Below are 18624 nucleotides of genomic sequence, written 5' to 3'. Positions count from 1 at the left end.
CGGAGCATGATGAAGTCTTCTGCACGAGGAGTCCTGCCATGCGCATGCGATCCGCTCCCGTGACGGTCGCGGGCTTTGCCCTCGCCGGTTTCGCCGTGGCCGCCGACGGCCTGAACCCACCCGACAGCGACCAGGTGTGGCCCCGCTGGCAGGCCCGTGCGCAACTCGGCGCGACGACGCTGGCCCCGGTGACGCTCGCCGGAGGCATGCGCGAGGCGGGCTCGCTGCTCGGCGACTACTACTTCGACACGCCCGGCCTGCGCATCCGGTCCTGGACCGGCGGGCTGCGCGCCACGGGCGGCGTGGCCTTCAGCGGCCGCGGGCTGCCGCTCGGGCCGCCGTCGACGCCTCGGCTCGGGTTGGCGGCTCCGCCGCCGGGGCTGGCCGACGATACCGAGACGATGCCCTACCTCGGGCTCGGCTACAGCGCCGGCCCGCGCGACGGCGCCTGGGCCTTCAGTGCCGACATCGGGCTTGTCGCCGACCGGCCCGGCAGCCTGCGCCCCGGGCGTGTGCTGCTCGGCGAGCAGGCGCTGGACGGCGCGCTGCGCGAGATGCAGCTCGCGCCGGTGCTCCAGCTGGGGCTGCGCTACTCGTTCTGAGTCGCGTGCGGGCTTCGCGGGGCCGGCCCGAGGCCGGCGCCGTGATCGCTTATCCTTGCCGCCTTTCCAAGACAGACGGCGGCAGACAGCCATGAGCGACGTTCAACAACGCATCGACGAACTGGTCAAGGGCAACCGCGTGATGCTCTTCATGAAGGGCACGGCCCAGTTCCCGATGTGCGGCTTCTCGGGCCGCGCGGTGCAGGTGCTGAAGGCCTGCGGCGTGGAAGAGTTCAAGACCTTCAACGTCCTCGAGGACGAGGAAGTGCGCCAGGGCATCAAGGACTATGCCCAGTGGCCGACGATCCCGCAGCTCTACGTCGACGGCGAGTTCGTCGGCGGCTCGGACATCATGATGGAGATGTACCAGTCGGGCGAGCTGCAGCAGCTGCTGGCCAAGGCCTGATGCCGCACCAGCGGCTCGTCGTCGGCATCACCGGCGCCAGCGGCGCCGTCTACGGCGTGCGGCTGCTGGAGCGCGCGCGGGCGCTGGGCGTCGAGACCCACCTGGTGGCGACGCCGGCCGGCGTGCTCAACGCCCACCACGAGCTGGGCCTGTCGCGCGGCGACCTCGAGGCGCTGGCCGACCACTCGTACGCGCCCGGCGACGTCGGCGCCTGTGTCGCCAGCGGCAGCTTCGGCACCTCGGCGATGGTCGTCGCGCCGTGCTCGATGAAGACGCTGGCCGCGGTCGCCCACGGCCTGGCCGACAACCTGCTGACACGTGCCGCCGACGTCGCGCTGAAGGAGCGCCGGCGCCTCGTGCTGATGGTGCGCGAGACGCCGCTGAACCTGGCGCACCTGCGCAACATGACGGCCGCCACCGAGATGGGCGCGATCGTCTTCCCGCCGCTGCCGGCCTTCTACCACCGGCCGCAGACGGTGGCCGAGATCGTCGACGACGGCGTCGAGCGCGTGCTCTCGCTGCTGCAGCTCGACGGCGCGACACCGCGCGAGTGGCGCGGCCTGTAGATCAGGCCTTGATGTCCCAGGCGCGGCGCGCGCCGAACACCATGTTCGGGTACTCGGCCCGGCCACGGCTGCCGTTGTAGCGGCCCAGCGCCATGAACAGGTCGCCACGCTCGACGTCGAGGTAGTGGCGCAGGATCACGCAGCCGAAACGCAGGTTGGTCTGCATGTGGAACAGCCGGCTGGCGTCGCCGTCGCCGATCAGGCGCGCCCAGAACGGCATCACCTGCATGTAGCCGCGTGCGCCGGCGCGGCTGATCGCGTACTTGCGGAAGCCGCTCTCGACCTGCACCAGGCCGAGCACCAGCGAGGTCTCCAGCCCGGCGCGCCGGCTCTCGTACCAGACGGTCTCGAGGAACTCGACACGCGTGCGGTTCTCGCTCTTGCGGCGCTTGAGCTTCTCGCTCGCCGCGCTCAGCCAGCGCAGGTAGGCGAGTCGGTCCTCGACGCGGGCGAAACTCGGCTTGGGCGGGGCACCGTCGGCCACGGCCGCGGCCAGCGCGCTGCGCACCGAGTCGGCCAGCGGCTCCTCGACCTGCGCGCCGGCCCGCGCCGCGCCGCAGGCCGCCGCCAGCGGCAGGGCCAGCAGCGCGCGGCGGCCGATCATGCCTTCAGGCGGCCCTTCACGAACGCGACGGCCTCGGCCAGCGGCACCGTGTGGGCCGCCGTCTCGCGCCGGCCCTGGACCTCGACCGTGCCGGCCTTCAGGCCGCGGTCGGAGACGACGACGCGGTGCGGCACGCCGATCAGCTCCCAGTCGGCGAACATCGCGCCGGGGCGCTCGCCACGGTCGTCGAGCACGACGTCGATGCCCAGCGCCGCGAGCTCGTCGTGCAACTGGTCGGCAGCGGCCTTCACGTCGGCGCTGCGGTCGTAGCCGATCGGGCAGACGGCCACCGTGAACGGCGCGATCGCGTCCGGCCAGATGATCCCGCGCTCGTCGTGGTTCTGCTCGATCGCGGCACCCAGGATGCGCGTCACGCCGATGCCGTAGCAGCCCATCTCGAAGGGCTGCGGCTTGCCGTTCTCGTCGAGATAGGTCGCGCCCATCGGCTCGCTGTACTTCTTCGTGCCGAGGTAGAAGACGTGGCCGACCTCGATGCCGCGCTGGATCGCGAGCACACCCTGGCCGTCCGGCGACGGATCGCCGGCCACGACGTTGCGGATGTCGGCGACGAGGTCCGGCTCGGGCAGGTCGCGGCCCCAGTTGACGCCAGCGATGTGGAAGTCGGGCTCGTTGGCGCCGCAGACGAAGTCGCTCATGTTCGCGACGGTTCGGTCGGCAACCACCTTGACCGGCTTCTTCAGCCCGATCGGGCCGAGGTAACCCGGCTTGCAGCCGAAGTGGTCCTCGATCTCGGCGACGGTGGCAAAGCGGAAGCCGGCCTTCAGGCCCGGCAGCTTGCCGGCCTTGATCTCGTTGAGCGCGTGGTCGCCACGGACGAGCAGCAGCCAGACCGTCGTCTTGACGATGTCGCCGGCCTCGTCCTTCTCGTCGGTGGCCAGCACCAGCGACTTGACGGTGTTCTGCAGCGCAATGCCGAGCAGCGCCGCGACGTCCTCGCAGGTGCTCTTGCCCGGTGTCGGCGTCTTGGCCATCGTTTGCGTCGGCGCCGCGCGTTCGGCGATCAGCGAAACCGCCTCGGCGAGCTCGATGTTGGCGGCGTAGTCGCTGGTCGGGCAGTAGACGATCGCGTCCTCGCCGGTGTCGGCGATGACCTGGAACTCGTGCGAGGCGTCGCCGCCGATGGCGCCGGTGTCGGCCGCCACCGCGCGGTAGGTCAGGCCGAAGCGGTCGAAGATCGCGCAGTAGGCGCGGTACATCGTGTCGTAGCTCTTCAGCGCCGAAGCCTTGTCGCGGTCGAAGGAGTAGGCGTCCTTCATCGTGAACTCGCGGCCGCGCATGACGCCGAAGCGCGGACGGCGCTCGTCGCGGAACTTGGTCTGCACGTGATAGAAGGTGCGTGGCAGCTGCTTGTAGCTGCGCAGCTCCTGGCGCGCGATGTCGGTGATGACCTCTTCGCTCGTCGGCTGGATGACGAAGTCGCGGTCGTGGCGGTCCTTCACGCGCAGCAGCTCGGGGCCGTAGGCCTGGAAGCGGCCGGTCTCCATCCAGAGCTCGGCCGGCTGCACCACCGGCATCAGCAGCTCGACGGCGCCGGCGCGGTTCATCTCCTCGCGGATGATGGCCTCGACCTTGCGGATGACCCGCAAGCCCATCGGCATGTAGTTGTAGATGCCGGCGCCGAGGCGCTTGATCATGCCCGCGCGCATCATCAGCTTGTGGCTGACGATTTCCGCGTCGGCGGGAGCTTCCTTGAGGGTGGAGATGAAGGTCTGGGAGGCTTTCATGGGCGCGGCCCGGACCGTGCGGTTCGGCTGCCGCCCGCGTGCGGGAAACCGAGAGCCTTTGTGCCGCACCTGCCCGGTGCAATAATGATCTGAGTCACAGATTCGGGGTCCGATTATGCTCGACCGGGAGGGCTTCCGGCCCAACGTCGGCATCGTGCTGCTGAATGCGAAAAACCAGGTTTTCTGGGGCAAGCGCTTGCGCACCCACTCCTGGCAGTTTCCGCAGGGCGGCATCAAGCACGGGGAGTCGCCCGAGCAGGCGATGTTCCGTGAGTTGCATGAAGAGGTGGGCCTCAAGCCCGAGCACGTGCAGATCATGGGTCGCACGCGCGACTGGCTGCGCTACGAGGTGCCCGAGCACTACATCCGCCGCGACGCGCGCGGCCACTACCGCGGCCAGAAGCAGATCTGGTTCCTGCTGCGCCTGGTCGGGCGCGACAGCGACATGAACCTGCGCGCCACCGATCACCCGGAGTTCGACGCCTGGCGCTGGAACGACTACTGGGTGCCGCTGGACGTCGTCATCGAGTTCAAGCGCGGCGTCTACGAGATGGCGTTGACCGAGCTCGCGCGCTACCTACCGCGCCAGAACACGCACAACCGCTACCTGCGCGCCGGGCTGCGCACGCACCGCGACGACGAGGCGCCGCGCGCGGCGCCGGAGCCGGCCGCCCCGCGCTGAACGATCAGACCAGGACCAGGTTGGTCCGGTGGATCATCTCGGGCTCGTTGGCGTAGCCCAGCAGAGACTCGATCTGCGACGACGCATGGCGCGCGATGAGCCGCGCCTCGGCTGACGAGTAGTTGGCCAGACCGCGCGCGATCACCTCGCCGGCAGGCGCCAGCACCGCGATGACGTCGCCACGCGCGAACTCGCCCTGGACCTCGACGACGCCGATCGGCAGCAGGCTCTTGCCGTCCTCGCGCAGCTTCAGCGCCGCGCCGGCGTCGACGACGACCGCACCGCGCAGTTGCAGGTGGTCGATCATCCACTGCTTGCGCGCCGCGAACTTCGGCGTCCCGGCGACCAGCGCGCTGCCGATCGCCTCGCCGCGCGCCAGGCGCAGCAGCACCTCGGGCTCGCGGCCCCAGGCGATGACGGTGGAGGCGCCACTGCCGGCAGCGCGTTTGGCTGCCAGCACCTTGGTGATCATGCCGCCGCGGCCGATGCTCGAACCGGCGCCGCCGGCCATCTGCTCCAGCGCCGGGTCGCCGGCAGTGGCGACGTCGATGAAACGCGCCTCGGGGTCCTTGCGCGGGTCGGCCGAGTACAGGCCGCGCTGGTCGGTCAGGATGACCAGCGCGTCGGCTTCGATCAGGTTGGCGACCAGCGCACCCAGCGTGTCGTTGTCGCCGAACTTGATCTCGTCGGTGACGACGGTGTCGTTCTCGTTGATCACCGGCACGACGCCCAGCGCGAGCAGCGTCAGCAGCGTCGAACGTGCGTTGAGGTAACGCTCGCGGTCGGCCAGGTCGGCATGCGTCAGCAGCACCTGGGCGCTGCGCAGGCCCTGCTCGGACAGCCGCGTCTCGTACATCTGAGCCAGGCCCATCTGGCCGACGGCGGCGGCGGCCTGAAGCTCGTTGAGCTCCTTGGGACGCGTCGTCCAGCCCAGGCGCTTCATGCCCTCGGCGATCGCGCCGCTGGACACCATCACGACCTCGCGGCCGTCGCGCGCCAGGGCGGCGAGCTGCCGCGACCAGTTGCCGATCGCCTCGGCGTCGACGCCCCGCCCCTCGTTGGTGACGAGGCTGGAGCCGACCTTGACGACGATGCGGCGGGCGGTCGCGAGAACGGTGCTCATTCGGCAGGCGGGTTGTCGAAGCGCGGGTCGGGCAGCGGGGCTTCCTGCTGGTAGCTGGCGACGTGTTTCCAGATGCCCTCGACCAGCGGCTCCAGCCCCTCGCGCGCCAGCGCCGAGATCACGTAGACCGGCCCCTTGTAGCGCAGCCGCTTGACGAAGTCCTTCACGCGCGCTTCGCGTTCCTCGGCCGGCAGCATGTCGACCTTGTTCAGCACCAGCCAGCGCGGCTTGGCGTGCAGCTCGGGGTCGTACTTCTTCAGCTCGGCGACGATGGCCTTGGCCTGCTGCACCGGGTCGACGCCTTCGTCGAACGGCGCGATGTCGACGATGTGCAGCAAGAGCCGCGTGCGCTGCAGGTGGCGCAGGAAGCGGTGGCCGAGGCCGGCGCCTTCGCTCGCCCCCTCGATCAGGCCCGGGATGTCGGCGACGACGAAGCTGCGCTCCGGGCCGACGCGCACGACACCCAGGTTCGGGTGCAGCGTCGTGAACGGGTAGTCGGCGATCTTCGGTCGGGCGTTGGAGATCGCCGAGATCAGCGTGCTCTTGCCTGCGTTGGGCATGCCCAGCAGGCCGACGTCGGCCAGCACGCGCAGCTCGAGCTTGACCTTGCGCGCCTCGCCGGGCCAGCCGGGCGTCTTCTGCCGCGGGGCGCGGTTGGTGCTGGTCTTGAAGTGCAGGTTGCCGAAGCCGCCGTCACCGCCCTTGGCGAGCAGCACGCGCTGGTCGTGCTCGAGCAGCTCGCACAGCACCTCGCCGCTGTCCAGGTCGGTGACGATGGTGCCGACCGGCATGCGCAGCACGATGTCCTCGCCGGCGGCACCGAACTGGTCCGCGCCGCGGCCGGACTCGCCGTTGCGCGCCTCGTGGCGGCGCGCGTAGCGGTAGTCGATCAGCGTGTTGATGTTGCGGTCGGCGTGCGCCCAGACGCTGCCGCCGCGCCCGCCGTCGCCGCCGTTGGGGCCGCCGAACGGGATGAACTTCTCGCGCCGGAAGCTGACGCAGCCGGCGCCGCCGTTGCCCGCGGCGATGTCGATGGTGGCTTCGTCTACGAACTTCATGGTGCGCGATTCTAAAAAGACAAAGCCCCGGCGGGCCGGGGCTTCGGGTTCACGGTGACGTCGGCCTCAGACCGGCGTGACGTTGACCGTGTGACGGTTCTTCTCGCCCTTGACGGCAAACGAGACGTTGCCATCGACGAGCGCGAACAGCGTGTGGTCGCGGCCCATGCCGACGTTGACGCCGGCGTGGAAGCGCGTGCCGCGCTGGCGAACGATGATCGAGCCGGCCGAGATGACCTGGCCGCCGAACACCTTCACGCCGAGCATCTTCGGCTTGGAGTCGCGACCGTTGCGGGTTGAGCCGCCGCCCTTTTTCTGTGCCATGGTTTACTGCTCCTTCAGACGTTCACGGAGCCGATTTCCAGCTCGGTGTAGTTCTGGCGGTGGCCGCCGTGCTTCTGGTAGTGCTTGCGGCGACGCATCTTGAAGATGCGCACCTTGTCGTGCCGGCCGTGCGCCACGACCGTGGCCTTCACGCTTGCACCCGCGACCCAGGGAGCCCCGATCTGCAGGTCAGCGCCGTTGCCGACGGCCAGCACCTGCTCGATCACGATTTCCTGGCCCACGTCCGCAGCAATCTGTTCTACCTTGATCTTTTCGCCAGCAGCAACCTTGTATTGCTTGCCACCGGTTTTTATGACCGCGTACATGTGTGCCTTCCTTCTGTTGAACCTTCGTGTGCTTGACGCCCTGTGACAGACCACAAACAGCACGAAGCCTTTCAGTATAGCATGGCCGGCCCCGTCGATCGGCACCCGCCCGTGCAGGACGACACGGCGCCCGCCGCCCCGACGGTGTCCGCCCTCCGACGGACAGCGAACAGGGCGCCTTCCTATAATCCGGCCGAATCAACCGGCGCGTTCCGTGCTCCAGACCACCGATTCCCTCTCTCACGTCGACGACCCGATGGACGCCGCCATGCGCCAGGTCGACGCCGTCCTGCGCGCCCGGCTGTCGTCGAAGGTGGCGCTGATCGACCAGATCGCCAGCTACATCATCAGCGCCGGCGGCAAGCGCATGCGTCCCCGCCTGCTGCTGCTGTTCTCGGAGGCCCTGGGCTTTCGCGGGCCGGAGCGCTACGAGCTGGCTGCCGTCGTCGAGCTGATCCACACCTCGACGCTGCTGCACGACGACGTCGTCGACGAGTCCTCGCTGCGCCGCGGCCGCGCAACCGCGAACTCGATGTTCGGCAACGCTGCCGCGGTGCTGGTCGGCGACTTCCTGTACTCGCGCTCGTTCCAGATGATGGTCTCGGTCAAGAGCATGCGCGTGCTCGAGGTGCTGGCCGAGGCGACCAACGTCATCGCCGAGGGCGAGGTCCTGCAGCTGATGAACATGCACGACGCCGACCTCGCGGTCGACGAGTATCTGCGTGTCATCCGCTTCAAGACCGCCAAGCTGTTCGAGGCCAGCGCCCGCCTGGGCGCGGTGCTGGCCGGCGCCTCGGCGGAAGTCGAGGAAGCCTGCGCCGACTACGGCCGCTCGCTGGGCACCGCGTTCCAGCTGGTCGACGACCTGCTGGACTACGAAGGCAACGCCAGCGAACTCGGCAAGAACGTCGGCGACGACCTTCGCGAAGGCAAGCCGACGCTGCCGCTGCTGATCGCGATGGAACGCGGCACGGCCGAGGAGCGCGAGCTGATCCGCCACGCGATCGAGCACGGCGAGCTCGAACGCCTGCAGCAGATCATCGACATCGTGCGCCGCACGGGTGCGCTGGAGGCCACGCGAGAGGCCGCCCAGGCCCAGGCCGACATCGCCCGCGCAACGCTCGAGCTGCTGCCTGTTTCCAAAGCCCGCGAAGCTCTGCTAGAATTCTGTTTTCGCGCTGTTCACCGGTCTTCGTGACCTGAGCAGCCGAGACGAGAGGCCCGACGCAAGACAAGCTCTTGCAGCCGGTGCCGAATCGGGGTGTAGCTTAGCCTGGTAGAGCGCTACGTTCGGGACGTAGAGGCCGGAGGTTCGAATCCTCTCACCCCGACCAGACTTCTTTCTTCTTCGTCTCCGGGCGACACGGTCGCCCACAGCGCAGCAGACGCGCTGACACGAAGAACCCCATCCTCGATGCCCCAGCGCCTCACGGCGGCTGGGGCATTGTTCTTTCCGGCGTCCGCGACCACGGACCGCACGGATCACAGCGTCGCGGCACCCGGCTCGTCGCCCACGCGCCAGCGCAATTACCCCCTCTTTCGCGCCGCCCGACCGCCGCTGCGCCAGGCAGCACGCCGGCACGGCCCCGGCCGCCGTAAGCGCCGCATCGACCCATGCCGAAGGCATTCGCTCATCATCTGAATTGATGATGCGATGATGACCGAACTCCATGGCGAACAACCATCGAATTCATCACGAATTCACGACTCGCGAGTTGAACGCCTCCATAGGGAACAAGACAGCGAATGGACGGCAATTTGTCACGCCGTCTTGCTGCACCGACGGCGACCTCCATGGCCTCTGCCATCTCCGGCGTGAACCTGTTCTCACCTTGAAGAAGGCCGCTCGCCCTCGACACGCCCCTGACATGCAACGTCCAACGACGTTCCCAACAGAGCTCCGATGACATCGCCGTAGGGCGTCCGCCCATCACACCAGATGATCTGAAACAAGAACCTAATGAACCGGCATATCGACATGCGGAAACTACTTAATTCGCGCGGACGTCTGCCGATGACGTGAACTCAATGCCTGCCCGAACCGGGCCCGCCGTCCACAGGAGCTCTGCCATGCATCGTTTTCGTCCCGCACGCCGTCTCGTGATCACCGCCGCCCTGCTGGCCTGCGGCACCGGCTTCGTCGCCGCCGCCGAACTGCCCGCCGACGTGCAGGCCAAGGTCGAGCGCGCCAAGAAGCGCCTCGTGGAGATGGCGGCGGACCCGGTGGTGATCGCCACCGTGCGCGAGGCCAACACCCGCGACGCCTCGGGCATGAACAACGGCAAGTGGGTCGACCTGCCCGACAGCGACCCGCTCGTCAAGGCGATGCTGGGCGGCAAGGCCAGCCAGCTGATCGTCAAGTGGGAACAGGCCGACCCGACGATCAACAAGATCCTGCTGCGCGACCAGAAGGGCAACATCGTCGCCGGCAGCACCAAGCCGCTGATCTACAACAACGCGACCCGCCCGGTGTTCGCCAACGCGCTGAAGGGCCAGCCCTGGGCGGCCGACGAGATCAAGCCGGACACGACGACGCAGATCCCCAGCGTGCACGTCTCCGCCCCGGTGCTCGACGGCGGCAAGCCGATCGGCGTCATCCACGCCGGCCTGACGGCCAAGTGAAGGCAGGGCCGGCCGCCCAGGCCGGCCCGCCTCGGCACCGCACTTCACCCCAGGGAGTCGTTTCGATGTTCAAGAACATGAAGGTCGGTGTCCGGCTCGCGCTCGGATTCGCCACCGTGCTGGCGCTGATGGCGCTGATCAGCACGATCTCGCTGACCCGGCTGTCGGCGATCAAGGCCGACCTGGCCGCCGTCACCGGCGAGGCGCCCGAACGCCTGGCCGGCAACCTCCGCGACCTGGCGCGTTTCCAGGGCATGGCGATCCGCGACGTCGTGCTGCAGGACGACATGGCCTTCAAGAAGAAGGAGATCGACCTGATGCGCAAGGCGCGCGAGGACTACGACCGCACCGCCAAGGCGCTGGACGAGCTGCTCGCCGACGAACCCCAGATCAAGGCCGCGTTCGACAAGGCCCAGCTGGCCATGGCCGCGACACGCGCCCCGGCCGAGAAGGCGGTCGAGCGCTCGATGTCCGACGATCTCGCCGGCGCCGCCGAAGTCGTGCGCGCCGAACTCCGCCCGGCCCAGCTCGCCCACATCGGCGCGCTCGGCGAGGTGGTCGAGGCGATCAAGGAATCCTCGCGCCAGCGCAATCTGGCCGCCGACGAGGCCTACCAGCGCGCCGTGGCGCTGATCGTCGGCCTTGCGGCGACGGCGCTGGTGTTCGGCGCCGTGGTCGCCTGGCGCATCCAGCGCAGCATCACCCGCCCGCTCGAGCGTGCCGTCGAGGTGGCCCAGGCCGTCGCCGCCGGCGACCTGACGCGCCGCGTCGAGGTCGACGCGAACGACGAGGTCGGCCGCGTGCTGCATGCGCTGGAGACGGTCAACGCCAATCTCAGCCGGACGATGAACCAGGTGCGCGAGGCCGCCGAGACGCTGCAGACCGCGTCCGCCGAGATCGCCACCGGCACGGCCGACCTCAGCAGCCGCACCGAGCAGCAGGCCTCCAGCCTGCAGCAGACGGCGGCGTCGATGGAGCAGCTGAACTCGACGGTGCGCAACAACACCGACACCGCGCGCGCCGCGGCCCAGATGGCCGGTTCGGCCAGCGCCGCGGCCACGCGCGGCGGCGAGGTCGTGACCGAGGTCGTCAGCACGATGCAGGAGATCACCGCGAGCTCGCGCAAGATCGCCGACATCATCGGCGTCATCGACGGCATCGCGTTCCAGACCAACATCCTGGCGCTCAATGCCGCGGTCGAGGCCGCCCGCGCCGGCGAGCAGGGCCGCGGCTTCGCGGTCGTCGCCGGCGAGGTGCGCTCGCTGGCCCAGCGCAGCGCCGAGGCGGCACGCGAGATCAAGGGCCTGATCGGCGCCAGCGTCGAGCGCGTCGAGGTCGGCGCCCGCCTCGTCGGCGAGGCCGGCACGACGATGACCGACATCGTCACCCAGGTGCAGCGCGTGTCGCAACTGATCCAGGAGATCAGCCAGGCCACCGTCGAGCAGACGGGCGGCATCGGCCAGGTCAACGACGCGGTGACGCAGCTCGACCAGGTCACGCAACAGAACGCCGCACTGGTCGAGCAGACGACCGCGGCCACCGAGAGCCTGAAACAACAGGCCCAGACGCTGGTCGACGCGGTGCGCGTCTTCCGCGTCGCCACGACTGCCTGACACCAGGGGGCGGTCTTTCCGTCGGGCGCGGCCGCGGCGCGGGCCGCGCCCGCCCGACTTTGCGCCGTCATCGGAGAGCCCCCTCGTGAAGATCTTCATGGTCGGAACCCAGCGTTCCGGATCCAACCTGCTGCGCCTGATGCTCAACCAGGCGCCCAGCCTCGCGGCACCGCATCCGCCGCACGTGCTCGAACGTTTCGCGCCGCTGCTGTCGCTGTACGGCAACCTCCAGGGCGACGCCGCGTTCGCGACCCTGGTCGACGACGTCGCCCGTCTCGTCGAAGCCAATCCGGTGCCCTGGCCGGTGACGCTGGAGCGTGCCGACCTGCATCGCCGCTGCCGCGAACGCAGCCTGGTTGCCGTCTTCGGCGCCGTGATGGACCGCATGGCCGAGGCCGCCGGCAAGCCCGACTGGGTGTGCAAGTCGCTGGCCAACGTGCACTTCCTGCCCGAGATCGAACGCTACTTCGGCGACGACGCGCGCTACCTCTACCTGTACCGCGACGGGCGCGACGTCTGCCTGTCGTTCATGAAGGCCGTCGTCGGCGAGAAGACCGCCTTCCACGTCGCGCGCCAGTGGCATGCCGAACAGCAGCTGGCGCTGGCCTGCGGCCGGCGCGTGCCGGCCGACCGCTTCCTGGCGCTGTCCTACGAGTCGCTGACCACCGCGCCGGAGCCGTCGCTGCGCCGCCTGTGCGCCTGGCTGGGCATCGAGTTCCACGCCTCGATGCTCGACTACCACGGCTCCGAGGAGGCCGACCGCACGGCCTCGTCGGGCCGGATGTGGGAGAACGTGCGCAAGCCGGTGATGGCCGGCAACAGCCGCAAATGGCTGGCCGAGATGCGCACCGACGACATCGTCGACTTCGAGTCGGTGGCCGGCGCCTCGCTCGCCGAGCTCGGCTACGAGTTGCACTTCGTCGGCCAGGACCGCGAGGCCCGGCGCTACGATGAAGCGGCGCTGGCCGCGCTGGACGCCGAGAACCGCCGGCGCAAGGCGCTGGCCCGCGAGACGCTGCCGCCGGCCGACGCCGCGGCACGCAAGCCGCAGGAGGACCTGCTGGCCGAGATCCGCAGCCGCGCCGTGACCGCCTGATGCCCGACACCCGCCCAGCCTCCGTCCCGGCCGCGCCGCCGGGATACAGCGCGCTGCGCCTGTTCGCCGACTGCGCCGTGCTCGGCCTCACCGCCTGGGGCGGCTTCATGGCGCTGCTCGCCCAGGCGCAGCAGCGTTTCGTGAACCGCCGCGGCTGGATCGCCGAGAAGGACTTCCTCGACCTGATCGCGCTGGTCGCGATGCTGCCCGGGCCGCAGGCCGTCAACGCGCTGGCGGTGATGGGCCACCGGCTCGGCGGCTGGACGGGCTTCGCCGCGGCGCTGGCCGGCATCGTGCTGCCGAGCTTCGTGATCCTGGTCGCGCTGTGGGCCGGCTACGCGGCGCTGGCCGGGCATCCGGCGCTGCTGCAGGCGGTGATCGTCGGCGTGCTGCCGCCGCTGGCGATGATCCTCGCGCAGACCGCCTGGAACCAGTCGAAGAAGGCGACGCCGGCGCCACGCGACAAGGCGCTGGCGGTGGCCGCCGCGGTGGCGCTGCTGGCGCTGCCGTTCTGGTCGGCGTCGATCCTGGTGCTGGCCGCCGGCGGGCTGATCAGCCGCCTGTTCTGGCCGGCCCCCAAGGCCGCACCCGCACCCAGCAGCCCGCCGATGGCGCCGTCGCGCATCCTGCTGTGCCTGGCGCCGGCGGCGCTGGCGCTGTTCCAGCTGATGCCGGCGCTGCTGCCGCAGGACACGGTGGCACGGCTGGCGCTGGCCTTCGGCGGCATCGCGACGACGCTGTTCGGCGGCGCGCTGGTGATGGTGCCGCTGCTCGAAGGCCTGATCGTCGATCGCCTGGGCTGGCTGGACCACGCCGGCTTCACCGCCGGGCTGGCCGCCAGCCAGCTGACGCCGGGGCCCATCGTCGGCATCGCGACCTTCACCGGCATGGAGATCGCCGGCCTGGCCGGCGCGCTGGCGGCGACGATCGGCGTCTACACGCCGACGGCCATCATCGCCGTCGGCGTCGACGGCGCGGCCGACCGGCTGCGCGGCCTGCGCGGCTTCCAGCACACGATGATCGGCGTGCGCTGCGCCGTCGTCGGGCTGATCGCCGGCGCCGCCGCGACGCTGTGGTGGAAGCTGCCGCTGGCCGCCCAGCCGCTGGGCTGCGCGGCACTGACGCTGGCCGCGGCGCTGCTGGTGCTGCGCTGGCGCCAGCCGCCTTACGTTTCGATACCGGTCGGGGTGCTGCTGGCCGCGTTGTTCATGGGCTGAGCGGAAGCGGTCACAGACGGTCGCGCGCGGCCGTCCTTCGGCGTTTACACGGGGGGGCGGTATCGGCGATGATCGACCGGTTATGCCCCGCACGCACTGACTGCACATGCCGCCAGACACCACCGTCGAGCCCCAGCAGACCGCCTTGTCCGGTGTCGCCCGGGTGCTGGTGCATGCCGGCAAGCTCAACGCGCGCACCGCGGAAGACCTGGCGCGCAGCGCGCGCGAGCGCAAGACCGGCTTCGTCTCGGCGGTCGTCGCCGCCGGCGCGCTCAAGCCCGACGAGCTGGCGCATGCGCTGTCGGGCGCGCTGGCGCTGCCGCTGCTGGACCTGAACGCCGTCGACACGCAGAAGCTGCCGCGCAACCTGCTCGACGCCAAGACCGCCGCGCAGTACCAGGTCATCGTGCTCGGCAAACGCGGCAACCGGCTGTTCATCGGCGCCGCCGACCCCACCGACCAGGAAGCGGTCGAGCGCATCAAGTTCGCGACCCAGCTGACCCCGGAGTGGGTCATCGTCGAGTACGACAAGCTGATGCGCCAGCTCGAAGCCCAGGGCCAGAGCGCCACCGAGGTGCTCGAGTCGCTGGCCGGCGAGGACTTCGACTTCGACGTCAGCGACGACACGACGGCCAGCCCCGAGGCCGAGATCTCCACCGAGGTCGAGGACGCGCCGGTCGTGCGCTTCCTGCAGAAGATGCTGATCGACGCGATCAACGCGCGCGCCTCCGACCTGCACTTCGAGCCCTACGAGTACAACTACCGGGTGCGTTTCCGCATCGACGGCGAGCTGCGCGAGATCACCCAGCCGCCGATCGCCATCAAGGACAAGCTCGCCTCGCGCATCAAGGTCATCTCGCGCATGGACATCGCCGAGAAGCGGGTCCCGCAGGACGGCCGGATGAAGCTGAAGTTCGGCAGCAAGGCGATCGACTTCCGCGTCAGCACGCTGCCCACGCTGTTCGGCGAGAAGGTCGTGATCCGGATCCTCGACCCGTCGTCGGCGCGCCTGGGCATCGAGGCCCTGGGCTACGAGAAGGTCGAGAAGGACCGCCTGCTCGCCGCGATCCAGCGGCCCTACGGGATGATCCTGGTCACCGGGCCGACCGGCAGCGGCAAGACGGTGTCGCTCTACACCTGCCTGAACATCCTCAACCAGCCGGGCGTGAACATCGCCACCGTCGAGGACCCGGCCGAAATCAACCTGCCGGGCATCAACCAGGTCAACGTCAACGACAAGGCGGGCCTGACCTTCTCCGCGGCGCTGAAGGCCTTCCTGCGCCAGGACCCGGACATCATCATGGTCGGCGAAATCCGCGACCTGGAAACCGCCGACATCGCGATCAAGGCGGCGCAGACCGGCCACCTGGTGATGAGCACGCTGCACACCAACGACGCGCCGACGACGCTGACGCGGCTGCTGAACATGGGCGTGGCGCCGTTCAACATCGCCGCCAGCGTGCTGCTGATCACCGCGCAACGCCTGGCTCGGCGTTTGTGTGAAGTCTGCAAGAAACCGGCGGACTATCCGCGCGAGGCGCTGCTCAAGGCGGGGTATACCGACGCCGATCTGGACGGAAGCTGGAAGCCGTATCGTGCGGTCGGCTGCTCCGCCTGCAACAACGGCTACAAGGGCCGCGTCGGCATCTATCAGGTGATGCCGATCACCGAGGCCATCCAGCGTGTCATCCTGTCCGAGGGCACGGCGCTGGACATCGCCGAGCAGGCGCAGCGCGAGGGCGTGCGCGACCTGCGACAGTCCGGTCTCGTGAAGGTGCGCCTGGGCGTCACCTCGCTCGAAGAAGTCATCACCGTCACCAACGAATAACTCCCTCCCGACACCCATGGCCACAGCAGCATCCGCAGCGCGCGCCAAGAGCGCCGCCAAGGAACAGATCTTCGAGTGGGAGGGCAAGGACAAGAACGGCAAGCTGGTGCGCGGCGAGATCCGCGCCGGCGGCGAGGCCGTCGTCAACGCCAGCCTGCGCCGTCAGGGCATCCTGGTCACCAAGGTCAAGAAGCGCCGCACCAGCGGCGGCCGCTCGATCAAGCAGAAGGACATCGCGATCTTCACGCGCCAGCTGGCGACGATGATGAAGGCCGGCGTGCCGCTCTTGCAGGCCTTCGACATCGTCGCGCGCGGGGCGTCCAACCCGCGCATGACCAAGCTGCTCAACGACATCCGCTCCGACGTCGAGACCGGCACCAGCCTGTCGGCCGCGTTCCGCAAGCACCCGCAGCACTTCGACTCGCTGTACTGCAACCTGATCGAAGCCGGCGAGGCCGGCGGCATCCTGGAGGCCCTGCTCGAACGCCTGGCCATCTACCAGGAGAAGACGATGGCGCTGAAGCAGAAGATCAAGTCGGCGCTGATGTACCCGATCGCCGTGATGGTCGTCGCCTTCGTCGTGCTGACGGTCATCATGATCTGGGTGATCCCGGCGTTCAAGGAGGTCTTCCGCTCCTTCGGCGCCGACCTGCCGGCGCCGACGCTGTTCGTCATCGCGCTGTCCGAGTTCTTCGTGAACTGGTGGTACGTGATCTTCGGCACCCTGTTCGGCGGCGCCTACTTCTTCTTCCAGTCCTGGAAGCGCTCCGAGAAGATGCAGATGGTCATGGACCGGCTGCTGCTGCGCATTCCGGTGTTCGGCTCGCTGATCGAGAAGTCGGTCATCGCGCGCTGGACACGCACGCTGTCGACGATGTTCGCCGCCGGCGTGCCGCTGGTCGAGGCCCTCGACTCCGTCGGCGGCGCCTCCGGCAATGCCGTCTACGCCCAGGCCACCGAGCAGATCCAGAAGGACGTCTCCACCGGCTCGGCGCTGACGACCTCGATGACCGCGACCTCGGTCTTCCCGACGATGGTGCTGCAGATGTCGGCCATCGGCGAGGAGTCCGGCTCGCTCGACCACATGCTGGGCAAGGCCGCCGAGTTCTACGAGGAAGAGGTCGACGACATGGTCAAGGGTCTGTCCAGCCTGATGGAGCCCTTCATCATCGTCATCCTGGGCGTGCTGATCGGCGGCATCGTGGTCTCGATGTACCTGCCGATCTTCAAGCTGGGCGCCGTCGTTTGATCCCCGCCGACTGGAGCGCGGCGCTGCCGCTGGACCTGCTGTTGAGCCCCTGGCTGCTGGCCCTGTTCGGGCTGGCCGTCGGCAGCTTCCTCAACGTCGTCATCCACCGCGTGCCGCTGATGCTGGAGCGCCAGTGGTGGGCCGACGTCGCCGGCCAGCTGACCGACCGCGACTCGTTCCGCCGCGTCTTCGGCGCCGACGCGCCGGCCGGGCTGGCGCAGGCCGGGCTGGGGCTGGACAAGAAACTGGAGGCACTGGCGCCGCTGGGCATCGTCCGGCCCCGCTCGCGCTGCCCGTCCTGCGGCCATGCGATCCGCTGGTACGAGAACGTGCCGCTCGTGAGCTGGCTGGCCTTGCGCGGCCGCTGCTCGGCCTGCAAGACGCGCATCCCGGTGCGTTACCCGCTGGTCGAGCTGGCGACCGCGGCGCTGTTCGGCCTCGTCGCCTGGCGCCTGGGCGCGCAGCCGGCGGTGCTGCTGTGGTGCGGCGCCGTCGCCGTGCTGCTGGCGCTGGCGCTGATCGACTGGGACACGACGGTGCTGCCCGACGGGATGACGCTGCCGCTGCTGTGGGCCGGCCTCGTCGCCGCCGCGCTGGGCTGGCTGCCGGGGCAGACGCTGGCCGACGCGATCGCCGGCGCGGCGGTCGGCTACCTGTCGCTGTGGTCGGTCTACTGGCTGTTCAAGCTCGCCACCGGCAAGGAAGGCATGGGCTACGGCGACTTCAAGCTGCTCGCTGCGCTCGGCGCCTGGCTGGGCTGGCAGGCCATCGTGCCGATCGTGCTGATGGCCTCGGTCATCGGCGCCGTCGTCGGCCTCGGCATGAAGGCCACCGGTTCGCTGCGCGAAGGCCGCTTCGTGCCCTTCGGGCCCTTCCTGGCCGGCGGCGGCCTCGTCGTGCTGCTGGCCGGCCGCGAGACCGTGCTCTCGTGGATCGGCTGGGCCTGACGCCCCGGCCGCGCCGCTTCGGCCTGACCGGCGGCATCGGCAGCGGCAAGAGCACCGTCGCCGCGCTGCTGGCCGAACTCGGCGCCGTCGTCGTCGACACCGACGCGATCGCGCGTGAACTCACCGCGCCCGGCGGCGCCGCGCTGCCGGCGCTGGCCGCGGCCTTCGGGCCGGAGATCGTCGGCGCCGACGGCGCGATGGACCGCGAGCGCATGCGCGCGCTGGCCTTCGCCGACCCCGGCGCGAAACGCCGGCTCGAAGCCGTGCTGCACCCGATGATCGGCGCCGAGGCGCTGGCGCGCGCCGCCGCGGCCGGCGACGCGCCGGTGGTGTTCGACGTGCCGCTGCTCGCCGAGTCGGCGCACTGGCGCGCACGCTGCCAGCGCATCCTCGTCGTCGACTGCCGCGAAGCCACCCAGGTCGAGCGCGTGACACGGCGCTCGGGCTGGAGCGATGACGCCGTGCGCCGCGTCATCGCCCAGCAGGCGAGCCGCGCCACGCGCCGGCGCATCGCCGACGCGGTGATCTTCAATGACGGGATCACCCCCGGGGAACTGGCCGCCGAGGTCCGGGCGCTGTGGGCGCTGTGGAACAATGGTCCTCACTGAGCATTCCC

At 69.7% G+C, this 18624-nt stretch carries 19 protein-coding genes and 1 tRNA gene; 14 read left to right on the top strand and 6 right to left on the bottom strand.

The window, feature by feature from the left end; all coding sequences use genetic code 11:
- The first annotated feature begins 44 nt into the window (after positions 1-44).
- The 3 genes from G5B56_RS16765 (at position 45) to G5B56_RS16755 (ending at position 1574) form a co-directional block, all read left to right on the top strand.
- Positions 45-602, top strand: a complete 558-nt coding sequence (locus tag G5B56_RS16765) for a hypothetical protein (protein ID WP_230269363.1) — start codon at positions 45-47, stop codon at positions 600-602.
- A 91-nt stretch (positions 603-693) separates the two neighbouring features.
- On the top strand, positions 694-1008 hold the full coding sequence (gene grxD, locus G5B56_RS16760; RefSeq protein ID WP_009857544.1) for a Grx4 family monothiol glutaredoxin: 315 nt from the start codon (positions 694-696) through the stop codon (positions 1006-1008).
- Positions 1008-1574, top strand: a complete 567-nt coding sequence (locus G5B56_RS16755; protein WP_009857543.1) for a UbiX family flavin prenyltransferase — start codon at positions 1008-1010, stop codon at positions 1572-1574. The genes grxD and G5B56_RS16755 overlap by 1 nt, the downstream gene beginning before the upstream one ends.
- Position 1575: 1 nt before the next feature.
- Here G5B56_RS16755 and G5B56_RS16750 read toward each other — a convergent pair whose 3' ends face one another.
- Both G5B56_RS16750 and G5B56_RS16745 read right to left on the bottom strand, forming a co-directional pair.
- Positions 1576-2178, bottom strand: coding sequence for a lytic transglycosylase domain-containing protein (locus tag G5B56_RS16750; RefSeq protein ID WP_009857542.1), 603 nt, complete (start codon positions 2176-2178; stop codon positions 1576-1578).
- Positions 2175-3923 carry a proline--tRNA ligase gene (locus G5B56_RS16745; protein ID WP_164963950.1) on the bottom strand — a complete coding sequence of 583 codons (1749 nt, stop codon included), beginning with the start codon at positions 3921-3923 and terminating at the stop codon, positions 2175-2177. The genes G5B56_RS16750 and G5B56_RS16745 overlap by 4 nt, the downstream gene beginning before the upstream one ends.
- 115 nt (positions 3924-4038) lie before the next feature.
- Here G5B56_RS16745 and G5B56_RS16740 point away from each other — a divergent pair, with 115 nt between their 5' ends.
- On the top strand, positions 4039-4605 hold the full coding sequence (locus G5B56_RS16740; RefSeq protein ID WP_009857540.1) for an RNA pyrophosphohydrolase: 567 nt from the start codon (positions 4039-4041) through the stop codon (positions 4603-4605).
- A gap of 4 nt (positions 4606-4609) precedes the next feature.
- Here the strand turns inward: G5B56_RS16740 and proB are convergent, their stop codons facing one another.
- The 4 genes from proB to rplU form a co-directional block, all read right to left on the bottom strand.
- Positions 4610-5728 (bottom strand): glutamate 5-kinase, encoded by a 1119-nt coding sequence (gene proB / locus G5B56_RS16735; RefSeq protein ID WP_009857539.1) that lies wholly within the window; start codon positions 5726-5728, stop codon positions 4610-4612.
- Positions 5725-6786, bottom strand: coding sequence for an Obg family GTPase CgtA (gene cgtA / locus G5B56_RS16730; RefSeq protein WP_009857538.1), 1062 nt, complete (start codon positions 6784-6786; stop codon positions 5725-5727). The genes proB and cgtA overlap by 4 nt, the downstream gene beginning before the upstream one ends.
- 66 nt (positions 6787-6852) lie before the next feature.
- Positions 6853-7110, bottom strand: coding sequence for a 50S ribosomal protein L27 (gene rpmA, locus G5B56_RS16725; protein ID WP_009857537.1), 258 nt, complete (start codon positions 7108-7110; stop codon positions 6853-6855).
- Positions 7111-7124: 14 nt separating this feature from the next.
- The gene (gene rplU, locus G5B56_RS16720; protein ID WP_009857536.1) at positions 7125-7436 is read right to left on the bottom strand and encodes a 50S ribosomal protein L21; all 312 of its coding nucleotides are present in this window, start codon (positions 7434-7436) and stop codon (positions 7125-7127) included.
- Between the two features lie 256 nt (positions 7437-7692).
- Here rplU and G5B56_RS16715 point away from each other — a divergent pair, with 256 nt between their 5' ends.
- The 10 genes from G5B56_RS16715 (at position 7693) to coaE (ending at position 18616) form a co-directional block, all read left to right on the top strand.
- Positions 7693-8634: a polyprenyl synthetase family protein gene (locus tag G5B56_RS16715; RefSeq protein WP_009857535.1), complete on the top strand. Its 942-nt coding sequence runs from the start codon at positions 7693-7695 to the stop codon at positions 8632-8634.
- A 59-nt stretch (positions 8635-8693) separates the two neighbouring features.
- A tRNA-Pro gene (locus tag G5B56_RS16710) sits at positions 8694-8770 on the top strand.
- Positions 8771-9536: 766 nt separating this feature from the next.
- Entirely contained in the window at positions 9537-10058 is a 522-nt protein-coding gene (locus G5B56_RS16705) for a hypothetical protein (protein ID WP_230246495.1), read from the top strand.
- 65 nt (positions 10059-10123) lie between these two features.
- A complete protein-coding gene (locus G5B56_RS16700; RefSeq protein WP_164963949.1) occupies positions 10124-11671 on the top strand; it encodes a methyl-accepting chemotaxis protein in 1548 nt (515 codons plus the stop codon).
- 85 nt (positions 11672-11756) lie between these two features.
- Positions 11757-12767: a sulfotransferase gene (locus G5B56_RS16695; RefSeq protein ID WP_164963948.1), complete on the top strand. Its 1011-nt coding sequence runs from the start codon at positions 11757-11759 to the stop codon at positions 12765-12767.
- Entirely contained in the window at positions 12767-13984 is a 1218-nt protein-coding gene (gene chrA, locus G5B56_RS16690) for a chromate efflux transporter (protein ID WP_164963947.1), read from the top strand. Before G5B56_RS16695 ends, chrA begins: the two co-directional genes overlap by 1 nt.
- 106 nt (positions 13985-14090) lie before the next feature.
- Positions 14091-15812 carry a type IV-A pilus assembly ATPase PilB gene (pilB, locus tag G5B56_RS16685; protein WP_164963946.1) on the top strand — a complete coding sequence of 574 codons (1722 nt, stop codon included), beginning with the start codon at positions 14091-14093 and terminating at the stop codon, positions 15810-15812.
- Between the two features lie 16 nt (positions 15813-15828).
- The gene (locus G5B56_RS16680) at positions 15829-17061 is read left to right on the top strand and encodes a type II secretion system F family protein (RefSeq protein ID WP_009857529.1); all 1233 of its coding nucleotides are present in this window, start codon (positions 15829-15831) and stop codon (positions 17059-17061) included.
- On the top strand, positions 17058-18008 hold the full coding sequence (locus G5B56_RS16675) for an A24 family peptidase (RefSeq protein WP_009857528.1): 951 nt from the start codon (positions 17058-17060) through the stop codon (positions 18006-18008). The genes G5B56_RS16680 and G5B56_RS16675 overlap by 4 nt, the downstream gene beginning before the upstream one ends.
- Positions 17990-18616 (top strand): dephospho-CoA kinase, encoded by a 627-nt coding sequence (coaE, locus tag G5B56_RS16670; protein ID WP_164963945.1) that lies wholly within the window; start codon positions 17990-17992, stop codon positions 18614-18616. The genes G5B56_RS16675 and coaE overlap by 19 nt, the downstream gene beginning before the upstream one ends.
- Positions 18617-18624: the final 8 nt, after the last annotated feature.

Source organism: Rubrivivax sp. JA1026, from assembly GCF_011065555.1.
Lineage (GTDB): Bacteria > Pseudomonadota > Gammaproteobacteria > Burkholderiales > Burkholderiaceae_C > Rubrivivax > Rubrivivax benzoatilyticus.
The sequence above is the reverse complement of the archived record's forward strand: the minus strand, read 5'-3'. Positions and strand labels throughout refer to the sequence as shown.

Excerpts from the sequence above, each read along its gene's own strand:
- G5B56_RS16765 (WP_230269363.1), top strand. The coding sequence starts at position 45 with ATGCGATCCGCTCCCGTGACGGTCGCGGGCTTTGCCCTCGCCGGTTTC.
- grxD (WP_009857544.1), top strand. The coding sequence starts at position 694 with ATGAGCGACGTTCAACAACGCATCGACGAACTGGTCAAGGGCAACCGC.
- G5B56_RS16755 (WP_009857543.1), top strand. The coding sequence starts at position 1,008 with ATGCCGCACCAGCGGCTCGTCGTCGGCATCACCGGCGCCAGCGGCGCC.
- G5B56_RS16750 (WP_009857542.1), bottom strand. The coding sequence starts at position 2,178 with ATGATCGGCCGCCGCGCGCTGCTGGCCCTGCCGCTGGCGGCGGCCTGC.
- G5B56_RS16745 (WP_164963950.1), bottom strand. The coding sequence starts at position 3,923 with ATGAAAGCCTCCCAGACCTTCATCTCCACCCTCAAGGAAGCTCCCGCC.
- G5B56_RS16740 (WP_009857540.1), top strand. The coding sequence starts at position 4,039 with ATGCTCGACCGGGAGGGCTTCCGGCCCAACGTCGGCATCGTGCTGCTG.
- proB (WP_009857539.1), bottom strand. The coding sequence starts at position 5,728 with ATGAGCACCGTTCTCGCGACCGCCCGCCGCATCGTCGTCAAGGTCGGC.
- cgtA (WP_009857538.1), bottom strand. The coding sequence starts at position 6,786 with ATGAAGTTCGTAGACGAAGCCACCATCGACATCGCCGCGGGCAACGGC.
- rpmA (WP_009857537.1), bottom strand. The coding sequence starts at position 7,110 with ATGGCACAGAAAAAGGGCGGCGGCTCAACCCGCAACGGTCGCGACTCC.
- rplU (WP_009857536.1), bottom strand. The coding sequence starts at position 7,436 with ATGTACGCGGTCATAAAAACCGGTGGCAAGCAATACAAGGTTGCTGCT.
- G5B56_RS16715 (WP_009857535.1), top strand. The coding sequence starts at position 7,693 with ATGGACGCCGCCATGCGCCAGGTCGACGCCGTCCTGCGCGCCCGGCTG.
- G5B56_RS16700 (WP_164963949.1), top strand. The coding sequence starts at position 10,124 with ATGTTCAAGAACATGAAGGTCGGTGTCCGGCTCGCGCTCGGATTCGCC.
- chrA (WP_164963947.1), top strand. The coding sequence starts at position 12,767 with ATGCCCGACACCCGCCCAGCCTCCGTCCCGGCCGCGCCGCCGGGATAC.
- pilB (WP_164963946.1), top strand. The coding sequence starts at position 14,091 with ATGCCGCCAGACACCACCGTCGAGCCCCAGCAGACCGCCTTGTCCGGT.
- G5B56_RS16680 (WP_009857529.1), top strand. The coding sequence starts at position 15,829 with ATGGCCACAGCAGCATCCGCAGCGCGCGCCAAGAGCGCCGCCAAGGAA.